A 16,749-nucleotide genomic window follows, 5' to 3' on the forward strand; every position below is an offset into this window, starting at 1 on the left:
GTAGTTCTGCGGCGAAATTGGGGGGAAGTGCGTCCAGGGTCCGGTCAGGGACACAGCCCTGCCCGGCAGGCGATAGATTCATCCTTACGATGGGGAGCCACTCCCGAGCCTTGCGCCGTGCCCGCCGTACCCGTGCGGGCCGCAGCGACGACCACTCCGACGAGACGACCGACTAAGGACCTTCACGTGAATATGCGCTCCCTCACTCGAGGCGACGGCGTGGTGATCGGAGCAGCGGTGGTGCTGTTCATCGCCTCTTTCCTCCACCTCTACGGTTACGAATGCCCCTCGGGCCTCAACTGCTCCGGCTACTCGGCCCCGAACGCCTGGGACTCGCTCGCGGCCCTCATGAGCATCTACCTCGGCGGAATCATCGCCGCGGCGCTGGTCGTGGTGGGCCACACCCTGCCGGCCCGCAAGGTCCTCGGTTTCGAGCTCGGCCAACTCGGCGCCGCTTTCAGCGTCTTCACCCTGTGGACGGCGTTCTGGTCGACCATCGACGCCAGCAACGCGGGCGCCGGTCTGATCCTCGGCCTGCTGGGCACGGCCGTGCTCGCGGTCGGCGCCGTCGGGACTCCGCTGATTCCCGCGCTCAAGGCTCCGCTGATGGGCGCCCCGCGCCCGCAGGCCGTGCAGTCGCCGTACGGCGGCCAGCCGCAGCCCGGTCAGGGGTACGGCTACCCCGGCGCCCAGCAGCAGCCGTACGGCGCCCAGCCGGGTCAGCAGCAGCCGTACGGCGCGCAGCCGCAGGCCGGTCAGCCCCAGGCGGGTCAGCCGGAGCCGCAGCAGGCCCAGCAGGCTCCGGCGGCCGGCGCGCCGTCCGGTGACTTCACGCCGTTCTGGTTCGCGGTGCCGGTGGCCCGCCCGCTGTACGGGGAGGACGGTTCGCCGTCGCCGATCGCCGAACTGGCTCCGGGCACCTGGTACCTCGCGGTGGAGCAGCGCGGTGCGAGCCTCATCGCCCAGACGCAGGACGGCCGTCGCGGTGTGCTCCAGGACACCACGGGCATCCAGCGCGGCTGAGCCCACCCGCCCGCAGGACGAACAACGGCCCCTCGCCCCTTCCGGGCGGGGGGCCGCTGTCGTACTCTCCGTCCGTGCGTCAATGATCTGACGAAACGTCAGAATCCTTGGGAGGCGACGGAATGCGGCTCGGACTCGCGCTCGGCTACTGGGGCCGCGGCCCCGATCCGGCCCAACTGGAGCTCGTCCGTCAGGCCGAGGAGCTGGGGTACGGGTCGGTGTGGACGGCGGAGGCCTGGGGCTCCGACGCGTTCACCCCGCTGACCTGGATCGCCGCGCACACCTCCCGTATCCGGCTGGGCACCGGCATCGCGCAGATGGCGGCGCGCACCCCGACCGCGACCGCCATGCACGCCCTCACCCTCGACCATCTCTCCGGCGGCCGGATGATGCTCGGCCTCGGCCTGTCCGGGCCACAGGTGGTGGAGGGCTGGTACGGGCGGCCGTTCCCGCGGAGCCCGCTGACCGCCACCCGCGAGTACGTCGACATCATCCGCCAGGTGCTCGGCCGCGAGGCCCCCGTCGAACTGGACGGACGCTTCCACTCCCACCCGTACAACGGCCCCGACGCCACCGGACTGGGCAAGCCGCTGAAGTCGATCACCCATCCCTTGCGGTCCCGGCTCCCGGTACTGCTCGGGGCGGAGGGGCCGAAGAACATCGCGCAGACGACGAGGATCGCCGACGGCTGGCTGCCGCTGTACTGGTCACCGCTGCGCACCGATGTGTACGCGGCGTCGCTCACGGACCTGCCCGACGGGTTCATGATCGCGCCGATGGCCCGCGCGCGGGTCTGCGACGACGTCTCCGAGGGGCTGCTGCCGGTGAAGGCGATGCTCGGCTTCTACATCGGGGGGATGGGGCACGCGGCCCGCAACTTCCACGCCGATCTGATGGCGCGCATGGGATTCGAGGAGGAGGCGCGGCGGATCCAGCAGCTCTTCCTCGAAGGGCGCAAGGAGGAGGCGGTGCTGGCCGTGCCGGACGCGTTCGCCGATGAGATCTCGCTCGTCGGACCCCGGCAACGGATAGCGGAGCGGCTGGAGTTGTGGCGCAAGGGGCCGGTGACCGATCTGCTGGTGACGGCGCCGGACCCGCACACGCTGCGGGTGCTCGCGGAGCTCAATCAGGGTCTCTCGTCCTGATCAGGCCGGGCTCGCGTGCCCGGCACCGCTCGCCGATCCGGTCCGGTCCGCACCAAAGCCCCCAGGCCCTGGTCGTGCCGGGTCCGTCGGCCAGGTCCCGGTGCTGACCGGGGCGGGGCGCACGCGCCGGCGTGATGCGGTGCGTTCCCAGGGCTGGGGGTCGGGGTACGTGAGGAGTTCCAGCGTGCTGCCCCAGGGAGTGCGCAGATACGCGAAGCGGTTACGCTCTCCCGCCTCGGGGCCCGGCAGCGGCTGTGCCTCGGCGAGCAGTGAGGCACCCGCCGCCACACAGCCCCGCACGGCCGCGTCCAGGTCGTCGGCGTAGAGCGCCACATGCTGCCAGCCGAAGTCGCAGGGCAGCGCCGGGGGTTCCCGGCGGGGACCCTCGAACTCGAAGAGCTCGATGGCCGGACCGTCACCGGGCAGGGCCAGCATCCGGATCGCCAGCTGCCGGGTGCCCGCCGGGACGCCGAGCCGCCGCTCGACGTCCGGACCGCCGAGCGGCTCGTCGTGGCGGCGCAGGGTGTCGTACAGCACCTCGGCGCCGAACGCCCTGGTGAGGAAGAGGGTCGCGGTCTCCAGATCGGGGACCGTGACCCCGATGTGGTCGATGCCGCGCACGCTTGTGGCCGTCATGGGTTCACCGTTCCTGTCCCGGGGCCGCGCCGATGGGTCCCGTCCGCTCCGGAGCGGACCCGCTCCGGGGTCGTGCCCGCGCGCGACCAGGCCAGCAGGTCGTCGGCCGGCCAGGTGGAGATGACGTGCTCCGCCGGGACACGGCACTCCTCGGCGCGGGCGCAGCCGTGGATCTGCCAGTCCAGCTGACCGGGCGCGTGTGCGTCGGTGTCGATGGCGAACAGGGTGCCCGCGGCGACGGCTCGGCGCAGCAGCCGGCGGGGCGGGTCGAGCCGTTCGGGCCGGCTGTTGATCTCCACCGCCGTGCCCGCCTCCGCGCACGCGGCGAAGACCTCGTCCGCGTCGAACCGCGACTCCGGGCGCCCCCGGCCGGTGATCAGCCGGCCGGTGCAGTGCCCGAGGACGTTCGCCCGCGGATGGCGGACGGCCGCGAGCAGGCGCCTGGTCATCGGTGCCGCGTCCATCCGCAGTGCGGAGTGTACGGAGACCACGACGACGTCCAGTCGAGCCAGCAGCTCGTCCTCCTGGTCGAGGGAGCCGTCGGGGAGGATGTCGCACTCGATGCCGGTGAGCAGCCGGAACGGTGCCCACCGCTCGTTGAGCCCGGCGATCGCCGCCAGCTGCCGGTACAGCCGCTCCGGGGAGAGCCCGTTCGCCACGGTCAGCCGGGGCGAATGGTCGGTGAGGACCGCCCACTCGTGGCCCAGCTCCGCCGCCGTGCGGCCCATCTCCTCGATCGGGCTGCCGCCGTCCGACCAGTCCGAGTGCAGATGGCAGTCGCCCCGCAGGAGAGCGAGGAGGCTCGCGCCGCCCTCGGTGAGCGGGACGGCGGCGGCCTCCTTCTCCACTCGTTCCAGGTAGCCGGGCACTTCCCCGGCCGCCGCCTCCCTGATCACCTGTGCGGTCTTCGGTCCGATGCCCTCGACCGACTCCAGCGAGCCGTCCGCGGCCCGCCGCCCGATCTCGCCGTCCGCCATCGATGCGACCACGTCGGCAGCCGTACGGAACGCCTGTACGCGATAGGCGTCGGCCCTGCCGCGTTCCAGCAGGAAGGCGATCCGTTTCAGGGCGCGGACGGGCTCCATCGGCACCTCCACAGGGGCCGCCGGACACACGGGCTGTCGATTCCAGCTTGGCTCAGCACCGCCCGGCCCGCGCGGCGGACGCGGGACCGGCGCCCCCACGGAGGCCCGCGGCGGCTCAGCCGAACGCGGCGCGCTCCAGCCAGAAGTCCAGCACCTCCGCGTCCCCCAGCACCTCGACCCGGTCGCTGTCCGCCGGCAGGCGCCGGTTGAAGACCAGCATGACGTCGGTGAGCGGGCCCCGCAGCGCCACGGTCGCCTTCTCGTGGGCCCGCCGCCAGGTGAAGCCGTCCTCGCCGAGCTCGATCAGCCACTCGGCGCCGGGCACGTCCGTGGCGTGCAGGTGGATCGAGCGCCCGGCGCCGGTGAGCCCGGCCGCCTTCTCGTTGCCCGCGGCCCGCACGAAGGCGACGATCTCCAGCCACTCCTCGATCGTGTCGGCGGCCAGCTCGGGTGCCACCTCATAGCCGGTCCTCGCGGTGAGCGCGGCGTCGGCCTGGTGGACGATCGTCTCGTGCGCCATGCGACGCGCCCAGAAACCCGTGCTGTGCTCCCAGCCCCAGGACCACACCTTCCGGTCCGGGCCGGCCGCGCGCAGGAGCTCGACAAGCTCCGCCGCCCCGTCCGCCAGCCAGGCGTCGAGCACGGCGGGGTCGTCGCCCTCGGGCCCGGACTCCGGTCCCCGTTCGAGCGGGACCGCTTCGGTGGCCCGGGTGCGTACGATCTCGCCCACCCAGCGGTGCGCGCGGCCGACGTGGACCGCGAGATCGCGCAGGGTCCAGTCGGGGCAGGTCGGTACGGTCGCACCGAGGTCGGCGCCGCTGATCGCGGCCCTCAACGCGTCGGTGCGGCCGCTGATTTCGTCACAGTAGAGGTCGTGCGGCAGTGCGCTCATGACACGCACCCTAAGGGCTGTCCCGTCATCCCTGGCGGGCGCGCGACGACAGCTACTTCCCCAAGCTCTCGGCTGCGCTCGAACAGGGGAGGCCCCATCCTCGCCGCGTTGTCGGAACGTCCGAATACATCCAGTATGCGGACGTCCCTCCGCCTTGCGATGCACCGCATCCGACGCCGCGCGCCGATCCACCACGGATCACGGGACAGCCCTTAGTTCGATCAAGAGCCGGGGCCCCATCGATCATCCGCCGAGTTGCGACGTGGTGGGCACCTTGTCCTTCACATCGGCGCCCGCGCTCCTGCCCGCGTCCTTGACGCTGTTGATCACGCTCTCGAAGGCGCCGATGTCGCCTGCGCCCGCCTCGCCCCTGCGCAGTTTGGTGCCGAGCCCCTTGAGCGATTCGATGCCCGCCGTCAGCGGCGCGACCGCCTTCGACAGCAGGGGGTCGCCCTTGGCGTTGACCACGGCGGCCTTCAGCCGGTTGTAGGCGAAGCCACCCGCGAGGCCGGCCTTGACCAGGGCGGACGTCCGCCCGTTGGTACCTTTCTTGAACGTGCCCGCGCGGTACGGCTTCACGATCCACTGGTACGTCGCCCCGGCCGCGAGCCCCGCGTTGGCGACGAACCGCGTCTTGGCCAGTTTCTGCGCCTGCGCCGACGGCGTCCCGCCCGGGGACGCGGTATCGCTCGGGGACGCGGAACGGCTCGCGCCGCCCTTGTCACCGCCGCCGCACGCGGTGGCGCCCACCAGTACGACGCAGGACAGCAGGAGCGGGACGAGCAGACGGCGAAGCGGTACGGAACCGTTCGCGGCGGAACTGCGCACAGCGGGCCTCCCTGACCGGGCACCTCACGGCGACCTCTACGGTAAGTGACGGACATCGCCACTCTCCGTAAGGCTCGCGTGGCTGCGGGCGGCGTGCCACTCGGGGCCGCCGTCCGGGTTTCACCCGCCGGGAAACGGCAACCCGCAAGCCATGTCTCCTCGAACAGGAACGAGAAGCACCACCGCAGCACGTGTCATAGCCGTCGCGGCCGACGTCATGGCCTTGGTCATCGGCTTGTGGATCCTCATGTACCTGCTGGACGCGAACCGGGGCAACGACCTGGTGAACGTCGTCCAGCACACCGCACGCTGGCTGGCGAGCTGGTCGTACGACCTGTTCACCTTCGACGAGGCGTGGGCCCGGGTGGTCTCCGGATACGGACTGGCCGCCGTCGTCTACCTCTTCGTGGGTCACGCGGTGGCCGGCCGCATCCGGCGCTGAAGCCGCCCGTCCGGACCATGCCGGTCCCGCGTGCCCCGGTACCGGGCCCGGCTCGCCGATCCGGCCCGGTCCGGACGAAAGACCCTGGTCGGCCGGTTCTATCCGCAGCAGTCCGGTTCCAGCCCACGCGGCAGCCGTTCGCCGCCGAAGACCGCGATGGTCGCCTCGTCGCCGCCGAGCGCGGCCACCGCGAGCAGCAGCGAACCTGCGGTCCACGTGGTGAGCTCCTCCGGCCAGAAGGCCCGGTTGCCCTCGAAGACGTACCCCGTCCAGTACATGCCGCCGTCGGCGCGCAGGTGCTGGATGGACTGGAGGATCTCCAGCGCCCGGTCGGACTCGCCCATCACCCAGAGCGCCAGGGCGAGTTCACAGCTCTCGCCGCCGGTCACCCACGGATTGGGCAGCACACAGCGCACTCCGAGGCCGGGCACCACGAAACGGTCCCAGCCCTCCTCGATCCGCTCCTTGGCGGCCGTTCCGGTGAGCGCGCCGCCGAGGACCGGGTAGTACCAGTCCATCGAGTAGTGGCTCTTGTCCAGGAAGCGTTCCGGATGGCGGTGGATCGCGTGGGCCAGCGCACCGGTCGCCAACTCCCAGTCCGGCTGCGGCTCCTCGCGCCGCTCGGCGAGGGCGAGTGCGCAGCGCAGCGCCTGGTGGATGGAGGAACAGCCGGTCAGCAGCGCGTCGTCGACGGGGGTTCCGTCGGCTTCGCGCTTCCAGCCGATCTGGCCGCCGGGCCGCTGGAGCCGCAGCACGAACTCGACGGCGGCGTAGACGGTCGGCCACATCCGGTCGACGAACGCGTCGTCGCCGGTGGCGAGGTAGTGGTGCCAGACGCCGACGGCCACGTACGCGCAGAAGTTGGTCTCCAGACCCCGGTCCGTCGGCCGTTCCGGGTCGCCGTCGTGGTACGCGGCGTACCAGGAGCCGTCCTCGTTCTGGTGCCGGGCCAGCCAGTCGTACGCGCGTTCCGCGGCGGCGTGCTCGCCCGCCGCGTCCAGGGCCATGGCGGCCTCGGTGTGGTCCCAGGGGTCGAGGTGGTGGCCGCGGAACCAGGGCAGCGCGCCGTCCTCGCACTGCGCGGCGAGGAGGGCGGCGACGGTCTCGGCGGCCTGCTCGGCGGTGAGGACTCCGGGCAGTACGAGATGTTCTGTCTGCTCGGGAGTGGTCACGCCTCGGCCTTGGAGAGGTCCTCGGCGGCGGCCACGGGCAGGTGCGGCTTGGTCGCGTACGCCACGAAGCTCTTGCCCACCACCGGGTTGAGCAGCTGCTCGGCGACCCGGGTGACGGCCGGCTTCTTCATGATGTCCCAGACCAGCAGCTTGTGGTACGCGCGGACCGGCAGAGCCTTGTCGTTGTCCACCCCGAACGCGCACTTCAGCCACCAGTACGGCGCGTGCAGGGCGTGGGCGTGGTGGGTGCCGTACGGCTTGAGGCCGGCGCCGCGGATCTTGCCGAGCAGTTCGTCGGCCTTGTAGATGCGGATGTGGCCGCCCTCGACCTCGTGGTACGCGTCGGAGAGCGTCCAGCAGACCTTCTCGGGGCCGTAGCGCGGCACGGTGATCGCGATCCGGCCGCCGGGCCTGAGCACCCGGACCATCTCGGCGAGCACGCCCTTGTCGTCGGGGATGTGTTCCATCACCTCGGAGATGATCACGACGTCGAAGGACTCGTCGGGGAACGGCAGGTTGAGCGCGTCGCCCTCCATCGCGGTGGCGGTGGCGCCCTCGGGGGCCTCCCCGGCCTCCTTCATCGCGGCGAACCACTTCGCGACCTCGCGGATCTCCTCGCCGTTGCGGTCGAGGGCCACGACCTGGGCGCCGCGCCGGTAGCACTCGAAGGCGTGGCGTCCGGCGCCGCAGCCCAGGTCGAGCACTCGGTCACCTGCGGCGAGCGGGAAGCGGGTGAAGTCCACGGTCAGCACAAATGCCTGCTTTCGCGGTCGAGGGGGTCAGGGGGCGGGGACAGCGTGGGCGGACTGCGGGGTCACCGTCGGCCGCCGGGGCGCGTGGTGCCCGCGCGGGCGTCGATCGCCTCGCGGTACAGGGCGGCGGTGCCGATGGCGGCCTGCTTCCAGGTGAACCGGGAGAGCACCCGGGCGCGGCCCGCGGCGCCGAGCCGGGCGCGCAGTTCCGGATCGCCGAGCAGCCGGGCGAGCGCGTCGGCCAGTGCCCCGGCGTCGGCGGGCGGGACGGCCAGGCAGGTCTCGCCGTCCGGGCCCGCGACCTCGGGGATCGCGCCGCCGGTGGTGGCGACCAGCGGCGTACCGGTGGCCATGGCCTCGGCGGCCGGCAGCGAGAACCCCTCGTACAGCGAGGGGACGCAGGCGATCTGGGCGCCGCGCACCAGGTCGACGAGTTCGGCGTCGCTGATGCCCTTGACGAATTCGACGGCGTCCTGGAGTCCGTGCCGCTCGATGGCCCGCGCGACCGGGCCGTCCTCGGCCCGCTTGCCGACGACCACGAGGTGCGCCCGCGGGTTCTCGGTGCGGAGCTTGGCGAGCGCCTCGACGAGATGGACGAGGCCCTTCAGCGGGACGTCGGCGCTGGAGGTGGTGACGATCCGGCCGGGGACCTCGGCGACGGACGGGTCGGGCGACCACAGACCGGTGTCCGCGCCGATGTGCACCACATGGACGCGGTCCTCGCGCACCCCGAGGTGGTCGACGATCTCCTGCTTGGAGGAGCCGGAGACGGTGAGCACCGACGGCAGCCGGCGCGCGACCCGCTTCTGCATGCGGGTGAAGGCGTACCAGCGGCGCACGGAGGCGCGGCGGCGACGGGTCGCGGCGGCGTCCAGGTCCAACTGCCGGTCGACCGTGATGGGGTGGTGGATCGTGGTGACGAGCGGGGCGCCGAGGTCCGCCAACAGCCCGTAACCGAGGGTCTGGTTGTCGTGGATGACGTCGAACTCGCCGCGCCGGGCGGCGAGATGGCGTCGGGCGCGAAGACTGAAGGTGAGCGGTTCCGGGAAGCCGCCGGTCCACATGGTGGCGACCTCGGCGGCGTCGATCCAGTCCCGGTACTCGCCGCGCTTCGGGCTGCGGAAGGGGTCGGGCTGGCGGTAGAGGTCCAGGCTCGGCAGTTCGGTGAGCGGGACGCCCTCGTCGAGCACCGGATAGGGCTGGGCGCCGATCACTTCGACGCTGTGGCCGAGGCGGGCGAGCTCGCGGCCGAGGTGGCGCACATAGACGCCCTGGCCGCCGCAGAAAGGATTGCCCTTGTAGGTGAGGAGTGCGATGCGCAGCGGGCGGTCGCCGGGGGTGCCCGACGCGGCGCACCCCGTGCGGGGGCCCGACTCCACGGCCTCAGCGGTCACACTCGGCCCCCTTCTCCCTGCGTGTTCGCCGGAGCGTAACCGCTCACGCTAATCTAGAACAAGTTTCAGACTGGATCGTTCAATGAGCTACGAATCTACCGGCAGGTAGCGTCGGTGCAACGGCCGGACCGGGTGATTCGCGCCACGGCCCGGCACCCTGGCATGCTGTGCGCCGCCGGGAGACCGAGCGCCTCCCTCCGGTTGCGGACAGAAGCCATGGATGGGGACACATGACAGCGGAAGCCAGGCCGGCGTCGCCGCCGCTGACGGAACGCCAGGAGGCCCGTCGCCGCCGCATCCTGCACGCCAGCGCCCAGCTCGCCGGCAGGGGCGGGTTCGAGGCGGTTCAGATGCGCGAGGTCGCGGAGGCCGCCGAGGTCGCCCTGGGCACGCTGTACCGCTACTTCCCGTCGAAGATCCATCTGCTGGTCGCCACCATGCAGGACCAGCTCCAGCACATGCACACGACGCTGCACAAACGCCCCCCGGCCGGGGACGACGCGGCGCAGCGGGTCGCCGGCACCCTGATGCGGGCGTTCCGCGCACTGCAGCGCGAACCGCATCTGGCGGACGCGATGGTGCGGGCGCTGACCTTCGCGGACCGCAGCGTCAGCCCGGAGGTGGACACCGTCTCGCGGATCACGACGGCGATCATCCTGGACGCGATGGGCCTGGAGCACCCGACGCCGGAGCAGTTGTCCGCGGTCCGGGTCATCGAACACACCTGGCACTCCGCGCTGATCACCTGGCTGTCGGGGCGGGCGTCGATCGCCCAGGTGAAGATAGACATCGAGACGGTGTGCCGGCTGATCGACGTGACGGCTCCCCCGGATGCGTCCCGGCGGTCCGACACGTCCCGGCGTTCCGACACGTCCCGGCGTTCCGACGCCTCCGCGCCTGCGGACGCGTCCTGACGGACCGTTCGTCACACATCCCTCACCGTTCCGTCCGATAACACCACAAACCTCTCCCTAACATGGTCCTGACCAGCACCGATGGAGAGGAAGACATGACTGACCAGTCAGGCAGCGCGGGCGTCCCGGCGGGGGCGCAGGCCCCGGGAGGGCCGGGTTACGGCGTCCAGCCCCCGCCCGGCTACGGCTACGGCTACCCCGGTGGTGCCTCGCTGCCCAGCGGCAAGGCGACGGCCTCGATGGTGCTCGGCATCCTCGGGCTGGTGCTGATCCCGATCGTCCTGCCGATCATCGCGCTGTGCCTCGGCGTCTCGGCCCGGCGCATGGCCGACCGGGGCGAGGGCGGCGGCCGCGGCATGGCGACCGCCGGAATGGTGATGGGCATCATCGGCATCGCGTTCGCCGCACTCGGCGTGATCACGGCCACGGTCCAGGCGCTCGCGTACGCCTGACGGGTCACCACCCGCGGCGCTGACACGCAGAGGCCGCCGCGCCCAAGGGCGGTACGCTCCGCCCCCTGGGCGCGGCCCATGTGCGGCCCCCACATGCGCACCGCGCCAGGTGGGGTGCCCTGCACCATGTCGACGGCGGCAGGGTGTTCATACGGTTCGGCGACATCACATGAACACGCCGAGGAGCCGGTCACCATGCGTCGCAGAGCCACAGGCACCGTCCGTCATCACAGATCCCTCTCCGTCGCCGTCGCACTGGCCTCGACCGGTCTTCTGCTGGCCGGGTGCACCGCCGCCGGGAAGGCGGGCGAGGCCGATCCCGCGTCCGGGAAGGACGCGAAGGACCAGACCGTCAAGGTGGGCCTGGTCTACTCCCGTACGGGGCTGCTCGCGGACTACGGGAAGCAGTACCGCGACGGGTTCATGGCGGGCCTGGACCACGCGACGAAGGGCACCGGCAAGGTCGCCGGGCACCGTATAGAGGTCACCGAGCAGGACGACGCGGGCGACCCGGGCAAGGCGGTCGCCGCGGCCAAGAACCTCATCGGCAAGGGCTACAAGGTGCTGGCCGGCACCACCGATTCCGGGGTGGCCCTCCAGATGGCGCCGCTCGCCGCCCAGAACAAGGTGCTGTACATCAGCGGCCCGGCCGCCACCGACGCCGTCACCGGCATCAACGACTACACCTTCCGCTCGGGCCGGCAGTCCTACCAGGACATCCTCACCGCCGGGGCGATGCTCGGCGAGGCCAAGGGCAGGAAGGTCACGGTGCTGGCCCAGGACTCCACCTTCGGCCAGGCCAACGTCGCCGCCGTGAGGGCCGTCCTCGGGGCCGAGGGCGCGAAGGTGGGCTCCGTGCTGGCCCCGCCCAGCGCCACGGACCTGACCCCCTTCGCCCGGCAGGTCAAGGCGGGCAGGCCCGATCTGGTCTTCGTCGCCTGGGCCGGCTCCACCGCGCCGGCGCTGTGGACCGCGCTGGACCAGCAGGGCGTGCTGAGCGCGAGCAAGGTCGTCACGGGCCTCGCCGGGACGGCCTCGTACCCGGTCTTCGGGAACGCCGGTGCCAAGGTGTCGTTCCTGGCGCACTACTTCCCCGGCGCGGGCGGCGGCAACGCCGTGGAGAAGTCCATGCTCGACTCGGTCACCGAGGCGGGCGGCACCCCGGACCTGTTCACCCCCGACGGCTTCACCGCGGCACAGATGGTCGTGCGCGCCGTGGAGGAGGGCGGCGCCACCGATTCCGCCGCCATGGTCAAGGCCCTGGAGGGCTGGAGCTTCGACGGAGTGAAGGGCAAGGAGCAGATCCGTGCGGAGGACCACGCACTGGTGCAGCCGATGTTCGTCGCGAAGCTCCGGGGGAAGGGGGCCGCTGCCCGGCCGGAGCTGGTGGGCACCGAGCCGATGGACAAGGTGGCTCCGCCCGTGAAGCCCTCGGCGGGCTGACCGATGGCCGCACCGGACACCACCGCGGAGCAAGCGGCCGGGGCACGGACCACCGCCCCGGTGCTCCGGCTGGCCGGCCTCGGCTGGGGCGTCGGCGGGGCGACGATCGTCGAGGACGTCACCCTGAGCGTCCACGAGGGCGAGTTCCTCGCCTTCATCGGCCCCAACGGGGCGGGCAAGACCTCACTGTTCAACCTGATCAGCGGGCTGACCATGGCCACCTCGGGCACGATCGAGCTGGACGGCACGGACATGACGGGCCGCCCCGCGCACGCGCGGGCGAGGCGCGGCATCGGCCGCACGTTCCAGACGTCCAGCCTCTGGCCGGGGATGACCGTGGCCGACCATGTCCGGCTCGCCGCGCAGGCCGCCGGGGGCGGTTCGTACCGGCTGTGGCGGCGCGCCCGCCCGTACACCGCCGAGGTGGCCGGCGTACTGGAGCGCACCGGCCTCGGTCACCGGGCCGAGGTGCCGGCGTCCGAGCTGTCGCACGGCGAGAAGCGGAAGCTGGAGCTGGCGGTGCTGCTGGTGGGCGAGCCGCGGCTGATGCTGCTGGACGAGCCGATGGCCGGGGTCAGCGCCGAGGAGGTCCCCGCGCTGACCGAGCTCATCCGCACCCTGCACCGGGACGAGGGCCGCACCGTCCTGATGGTCGAGCACCACATGGACGTGCTGCTGGGTCTGGCCGACCGGCTCGCCGTGATGCACCACGGACGGCTGCTGGCGCTGGACACCCCCGACGCCGTGACCGCCGACCCGACCGTGCAACAGGCCTACCTCGGGGAGGGGTTGTGACGACAGGGACCCTGCTCGCCGTACGGGACCTGCGGGTCCTGATCGGCGGCCGGCACATCCTGCACGGCGTGGACCTGGACGTAGCCCGTCACGGGGTGACCGCGCTCCTCGGCCGCAACGGCGCCGGGAAGACGACGACCGTGCGCGGCGTCCTCGGCCTCGTCCCGCGCACCGGCAGCGTCCGGCTGGACGGCGAGGAGACCGTGTCGATGCCCACCCACACCGTGGTGCGGCTGGGCATCGGCTACGCCCCCGAGGACCGGGGGGTCTTCGCCGGGCTGACCGTGGCGGAGAACCTGCGCCTGGCCGAGCGGCGCGGCGCGGGCGAGCCCGACTATGTGCTCGTCCATGAACTCTTTCCCGAACTGAAGCGCCGGGAGCGGCAGTTGGCCGGGACGCTGTCCGGCGGGCAGCAGCAGATGGTGGCCATCGGGCGGACACTCCTGAACGGAAACCGGCTGATCATCGCCGATGAACCCACCAAGGGCCTGGCGCCCAAGGTGGTCACCGAGGTCGCCCGGGTGCTGGAGCGGGCCGCCGAGGCGGTGCCGGTACTCCTCGTGGAGCAGAACCTGGCCGTCGTGCGACGCCTGGCCGAGCACTGTGCGGTGCTCGCCGACGGCCGGACGGCCCATCAGGGGCCGGCCGCCGAGCTGCTGAGCGACGCGGAGGCGGCTCGCAGGCTGCTCGGTGTGGGCCACGGCCCGCTCACCGCACACACCGTGGAGGCGGATTCCTGATGTCCACCGTCGTCCTGCTCACCATGACCGGACTCGGTCTGGGAGCGCTCTACTTCCTCATCGCGTCGGGGCTCTCGCTGATCTTCGGCCTGATGGACGTGCTCAACTTCGCGCACGGCGCGCTGCTCTCCATCGGCGCGTACGGCACCTGGTGGGCGGCGTCCGGTCATCTGCCGGGCGCCGGACCGGGCGGAGCGGGTTTCGTCCTCGCGGTCCTGTTCGGTACGGCGGTGGGCACCGCCGCCGCCGTGCTGCTGGAACTCGCCGTCGTCCGTCCGCTCTACACCCGGCCGCGCGAGCAGGTGCTCGCCACGGTCGGGGTGGGGCTCGCCGTCCCCGCGCTGCTGTCGGGGGTCTGGGGCTCGGACGCCCGGACCTTCCCCGGGCCGAAGGCGCTGTCCGGCACCTTCGGCCTGTTCGGCGCGCAGGTCCCGGTCAACCGGCTGGTGCTGGTCGCGGCGGCGGTCGTCGTCCTCGTGGCACTGCGGCTCTTCCTCGGCCGCACCCGGCACGGTCTGGTGGTACGGGCCGGGGTCGAGGACCGGGCGATGGTCACCGCCCTCGGCATCGACGTACGGCGGGCGTTCACTCTCGTCTTCGCGATCGGCGGCTGCGCCGCCGCGCTCGGCGGGGCGCTGGGCGGGCTGTACTTCGGTTCGGTCGACCCCCGCCAGGGCACCTCGCTGCTGATCTTCGCGTTCGTCGTCGTGGTCACCGGAGGCATGGGCTCGGTGACCGGCGCCGCCGTGGCGTCCGTCGTCATCGGCCTGGTCCAGCAGTTCGCCAACTACTACACCGCAGCGGGTCTCGGCGACCTGGCCGTCGTCGTCCTGCTCGCCGCGCTGCTGCTTCTGCGTCCGCGCGGACTGACCGGGAGGCTCGCGTGAGCACCGCCACCGAGACACACGACCGCACCGGCGACCGGCACACGGCCGTGCCGGCCCCCGGGAACACCGCCCGGCTGCTGCGCCGCTGGTGGCCCGTCGGCGCGCTGCTGCTCCTCGTCGTCGCGCCGTACAGCGCACTGCCGCTGCCCGGTCTCCTGGATGGCCCCCTCGGCAGCCCGGGGAGTCTGCAACTCCTGGCCACCTGCCTGCTGTTCGGCGCGCTGGCGACCGGATACGACCTGCTGCTCGGCCGCACCGGGCTGCTCTCCTTCGGCCATGCGCTCTACTTCGCCGTGGGCAGTTACGCCACCAATGTGTTCCTGCTGGAGGCGGGCCTCCCGTTCGCCGTCTCCGCGCTGCTGGGGCTCTGCTCCGGGATCGTGCTCGCGCTGGTGCTGGGATCGGTGAGCCTGCGGGTCACCGGCATCGGCTTCTCCATGGTGACGCTGGCCTTCGCCCAGGCGGGCTCGATCCTGGTCTCGCGCAACCCCGGCGGCCTCACCGGCGGCGAGGAGGGGCGGGCCGCCCCCGCCGATCTGCTGCCGTCCGGGCTCGTGGGCATCGAACACACCGCGAACCTCTACTGGGTGGCGCTCGCCTACCTCGTCCTCACCCTCGCCGTCGTCCACTGGTCGGTCCGCTCCCCCACCGGCCGCGTCTGGGAGGGGATCAGGGAGAACGAGCGCCGGGTGGAGGTGCTGGGGCTGAAGCCGTACGGATTCAAGCTGACGGCCTTCGTCCTGGCGGGCGCGCTGGCCGCGCTGGGCGGACTCGTGCATCTGCTGCTCACCGGCGGCTCGACCCCGCAGACGACCACCTCCGACTTCACGCTGTCCCTGCTGGTGATGGTGGTGCTGGGCGGATCGGGCACCCGCTGGGGTCCGATGGTCGGCGGCATCCTCTACACCTGGGCCGACCACCGGCTCGGCGATCTGGCCGGGTCGGGCGCGGTCGCCGACCTGCCCGCGGTGCTACGGGTGCCGCTCTCCCAGCCGCTGTTCCTGCTGGGTGTGCTGTTCGTGGCCGTGGTACACCTGCTGCCCGGCGGGCTGGCCCGACTGCCGTCCCGGCTGGCCGCGGTGCGCGGCGGGCCCGCCGTCATCGAAACGCTCCCGGCCGTGCAGGCCCGGAAGGAGAACGGACGCCCGTGATTCCGTACGAAGAGATCCAGGTCCCCGTGACCGGGGGCGAGCTGACGGTACTGCGGTGGCCGGCCGGTGATCCGGGCGCGCCGGCCGTCATCGCCCTGCACGGCATCACGGCCAACGCGCTGTCCTGGGGCGCGGTGGCGAGGCGGCTGGCGGGCCGCGTCACCCTGATCGCCCCGGATCTGCGCGGCCGGGCCGGAAGTTCGGCCCTGCCGGGACCGTACGGGATCGCCGCGCACGCCGATGACGCCGCCGCCCTGGCCGAGGCGCTGGGCCTGGACCGGGTGGTGCTGGCGGGCCATTCGATGGGCGCCTTCGTGGCGGCGCTGGCCGCCGTACGGCATCCGGAACGGTTCGGGCCGCTGCTGCTGGTCGACGGTGGAATCGGCTTCCCCGCCCCCACGCATCTCTCCCCGGACGAACTGATGACCGCCGTGATCGGCCCGGCCATGGACCGGCTGTCGATGACCTTCCCCGACCGGGCCGCCTACCGCTCGTTCTGGCAGGCGCACCCCGCGTTCGCGGGTGCCTGGTCGGCCGAGGTGGACGCCTACATCCAGCGCGACCTGACCGGGGACGAACCCGCCATGCGCTCGACCTGCCGGATCGAGGCGGTACGCACCGACGGCATCGGCCTCTTCGACGAGGAGGTGCTGACGGCGGTACGGAAGCTGCCGGCCCCGGCGACGCTGCTGTGGGCGCAGCGGGGACTGATGGACGAGGAGCAGGGCCTGTACGACGAGACCCGTCTGGCGGCGGCCGGTCTCGGCGACACGGAGGTGACGCCGGTGCCGGTACGGGACGTCAACCACTACACGCTGCTGACGGGCGACACGGGCGCGGACGAGATCGCCCGCCGTCTGTCGGCGCTGACCGGGACCCCGGGCGTGTCCGACGTCACCGCCCCGCCCGGGACCTGAGCGCCCGCACGGACCCACCCGTGCGGGACCCGGCCCACCGGGCGGCATCGAGCCCGTCCGGTGGGGCCGGACATCGTTCCG

Annotated in this window: 18 protein-coding genes; 11 read left to right on the forward strand and 7 right to left on the reverse strand. The window is 72.4% G+C overall.

Features of this window, described 5'->3' with window-relative positions; all coding sequences use genetic code 11:
- Positions 1 to 186 precede the first annotated feature (186 nt).
- Both ACZ68L_RS19585 and ACZ68L_RS19590 read left to right on the forward strand, forming a co-directional pair.
- Complete coding sequence (locus tag ACZ68L_RS19585; RefSeq protein WP_469578532.1) at positions 187 to 1,023, forward strand: hypothetical protein; 837 nt, start codon at positions 187 to 189, stop codon at positions 1,021 to 1,023.
- A gap of 122 nt (positions 1,024 to 1,145) precedes the next feature.
- The gene (locus ACZ68L_RS19590; protein ID WP_469578534.1) at positions 1,146 to 2,168 is read left to right on the forward strand and encodes an LLM class F420-dependent oxidoreductase; all 1,023 of its coding nucleotides are present in this window, start codon (positions 1,146 to 1,148) and stop codon (positions 2,166 to 2,168) included.
- On the opposite strand, the gene ACZ68L_RS19595 is transcribed toward ACZ68L_RS19590, so the two are convergent.
- The 4 genes from ACZ68L_RS19595 to ACZ68L_RS19610 all read right to left on the reverse strand — a co-directional run bounded on the left by ACZ68L_RS19595 (position 2,169) and on the right by ACZ68L_RS19610 (position 5,609).
- The gene (locus ACZ68L_RS19595) at positions 2,169 to 2,804 is read right to left on the reverse strand and encodes a VOC family protein (RefSeq protein ID WP_469578536.1); all 636 of its coding nucleotides are present in this window, start codon (positions 2,802 to 2,804) and stop codon (positions 2,169 to 2,171) included.
- Positions 2,801 to 3,889 (reverse strand): PHP domain-containing protein, encoded by a 1,089-nt coding sequence (locus ACZ68L_RS19600; RefSeq protein WP_469578538.1) that lies wholly within the window; start codon positions 3,887 to 3,889, stop codon positions 2,801 to 2,803. The genes ACZ68L_RS19595 and ACZ68L_RS19600 overlap by 4 nt, the downstream gene beginning before the upstream one ends.
- Before the next feature lie 115 nt (positions 3,890 to 4,004).
- Positions 4,005 to 4,781 (reverse strand): maleylpyruvate isomerase family mycothiol-dependent enzyme, encoded by a 777-nt coding sequence (locus tag ACZ68L_RS19605; RefSeq protein ID WP_469578539.1) that lies wholly within the window; start codon positions 4,779 to 4,781, stop codon positions 4,005 to 4,007.
- Between the two features lie 243 nt (positions 4,782 to 5,024).
- Positions 5,025 to 5,609, reverse strand: coding sequence for a hypothetical protein (locus tag ACZ68L_RS19610; RefSeq protein WP_469578541.1), 585 nt, complete (start codon positions 5,607 to 5,609; stop codon positions 5,025 to 5,027).
- Positions 5,610 to 5,760: 151 nt separating this feature from the next.
- Here ACZ68L_RS19610 and ACZ68L_RS19615 point away from each other — a divergent pair, with 151 nt between their 5' ends.
- Complete coding sequence (locus tag ACZ68L_RS19615; RefSeq protein ID WP_469578543.1) at positions 5,761 to 6,051, forward strand: hypothetical protein; 291 nt, start codon at positions 5,761 to 5,763, stop codon at positions 6,049 to 6,051.
- 98 nt (positions 6,052 to 6,149) lie between these two features.
- Here the strand turns inward: ACZ68L_RS19615 and ACZ68L_RS19620 are convergent, their stop codons facing one another.
- From ACZ68L_RS19620 to ACZ68L_RS19630, 3 genes are all read right to left on the reverse strand, one after another.
- Complete coding sequence (locus tag ACZ68L_RS19620) at positions 6,150 to 7,223, reverse strand: prenyltransferase (RefSeq protein ID WP_469578544.1); 1,074 nt, start codon at positions 7,221 to 7,223, stop codon at positions 6,150 to 6,152.
- Positions 7,220 to 7,975: a class I SAM-dependent methyltransferase gene (locus ACZ68L_RS19625; RefSeq protein WP_469578546.1), complete on the reverse strand. Its 756-nt coding sequence runs from the start codon at positions 7,973 to 7,975 to the stop codon at positions 7,220 to 7,222. Before ACZ68L_RS19625 ends, ACZ68L_RS19620 begins: the two co-directional genes overlap by 4 nt.
- Positions 7,976 to 8,037: 62 nt before the next feature.
- Positions 8,038 to 9,369 carry a glycosyltransferase family 4 protein gene (locus ACZ68L_RS19630; RefSeq protein WP_469578548.1) on the reverse strand — a complete coding sequence of 444 codons (1,332 nt, stop codon included), beginning with the start codon at positions 9,367 to 9,369 and terminating at the stop codon, positions 8,038 to 8,040.
- A 230-nt stretch (positions 9,370 to 9,599) separates the two neighbouring features.
- On the opposite strand from ACZ68L_RS19630, the gene ACZ68L_RS19635 reads away from it, so the two are divergent.
- From ACZ68L_RS19635 to ACZ68L_RS19670, 8 genes are all read left to right on the forward strand, one after another.
- Positions 9,600 to 10,283, forward strand: coding sequence for a TetR family transcriptional regulator (locus tag ACZ68L_RS19635; RefSeq protein ID WP_469578550.1), 684 nt, complete (start codon positions 9,600 to 9,602; stop codon positions 10,281 to 10,283).
- Between the two features lie 95 nt (positions 10,284 to 10,378).
- Positions 10,379 to 10,735 carry a DUF4190 domain-containing protein gene (locus tag ACZ68L_RS19640; RefSeq protein WP_469578552.1) on the forward strand — a complete coding sequence of 119 codons (357 nt, stop codon included), beginning with the start codon at positions 10,379 to 10,381 and terminating at the stop codon, positions 10,733 to 10,735.
- 195 nt (positions 10,736 to 10,930) lie between these two features.
- The gene (locus ACZ68L_RS19645; RefSeq protein ID WP_469578554.1) at positions 10,931 to 12,178 is read left to right on the forward strand and encodes a substrate-binding domain-containing protein; all 1,248 of its coding nucleotides are present in this window, start codon (positions 10,931 to 10,933) and stop codon (positions 12,176 to 12,178) included.
- A 3-nt stretch (positions 12,179 to 12,181) separates the two neighbouring features.
- Positions 12,182 to 12,973, forward strand: coding sequence for an ABC transporter ATP-binding protein (locus ACZ68L_RS19650; RefSeq protein ID WP_469578556.1), 792 nt, complete (start codon positions 12,182 to 12,184; stop codon positions 12,971 to 12,973).
- Entirely contained in the window at positions 12,970 to 13,713 is a 744-nt protein-coding gene (locus ACZ68L_RS19655; RefSeq protein ID WP_469578558.1) for an ABC transporter ATP-binding protein, read from the forward strand. Before ACZ68L_RS19650 ends, ACZ68L_RS19655 begins: the two co-directional genes overlap by 4 nt.
- Complete coding sequence (locus ACZ68L_RS19660; RefSeq protein ID WP_469578560.1) at positions 13,713 to 14,600, forward strand: branched-chain amino acid ABC transporter permease; 888 nt, start codon at positions 13,713 to 13,715, stop codon at positions 14,598 to 14,600. Before ACZ68L_RS19655 ends, ACZ68L_RS19660 begins: the two co-directional genes overlap by 1 nt.
- Entirely contained in the window at positions 14,597 to 15,751 is a 1,155-nt protein-coding gene (locus ACZ68L_RS19665; protein WP_469578563.1) for a branched-chain amino acid ABC transporter permease, read from the forward strand. The genes ACZ68L_RS19660 and ACZ68L_RS19665 overlap by 4 nt, the downstream gene beginning before the upstream one ends.
- A complete protein-coding gene (locus ACZ68L_RS19670) occupies positions 15,748 to 16,668 on the forward strand; it encodes an alpha/beta fold hydrolase (protein ID WP_469578565.1) in 921 nt (306 codons plus the stop codon). The genes ACZ68L_RS19665 and ACZ68L_RS19670 overlap by 4 nt, the downstream gene beginning before the upstream one ends.
- Positions 16,669 to 16,749: the final 81 nt, after the last annotated feature.

The sequence above is a fragment of the Streptomyces sp. NPDC104309 genome (assembly GCF_055584025.1).